The organism is Desulfovibrio sp. JC010 (genome assembly GCF_010470675.1).
GTDB lineage: Bacteria > Desulfobacterota > Desulfovibrionia > Desulfovibrionales > Desulfovibrionaceae > Maridesulfovibrio.
Genome location: NZ_VOIQ01000051.1, coordinates 1 through 402, shown reverse-complemented (window position 1 = coordinate 402; position 402 = coordinate 1). Strand labels below are relative to the sequence as shown.

The following is a 402-nucleotide window of genomic DNA, read 5'->3' as shown; positions in this document are numbered from 1 at the left end:
ACAAAACCCGCGTAGGTTCCAATAACAACGGTCAGGTTGAAGGCACTGACGGCGACCCCGCTAGCCTCAACACCCTGAACGTTAAAAACGCTTACCTGCAGTACCGTTTCCCCGGCACTGAAATCCTGACCACCGCTGGTATCAAAAATACCAACCTGCCCGGCGCAGCTGCCGGCAGCATGGTTCTCGGTGATGCTGATACCGGTGTGTTCTCCATCGAATCCCCCATCACTGACCAGTTCGCACTGGCAGCCGGCTTCATCCGTTACAGCGATGCAGCTCAGACCGATGGTGGCGCTAACGCGGTTTCCAACCACGATGAACTCGATATCTTCTATCTGGCAGCTCCCATCACCATCGATGGTATCTCTGCTACCCCTTACGCTGCKTACGCAAACGTAG

At 55.4% G+C, this 402-nt stretch carries 1 pseudogene; it reads left to right on the top strand.

From position 1 onward, the window contains the following. Nucleotides 1-402 (top strand): annotated as a pseudogene (locus FMR86_RS20950) (hypothetical protein); the annotation flags it as partial.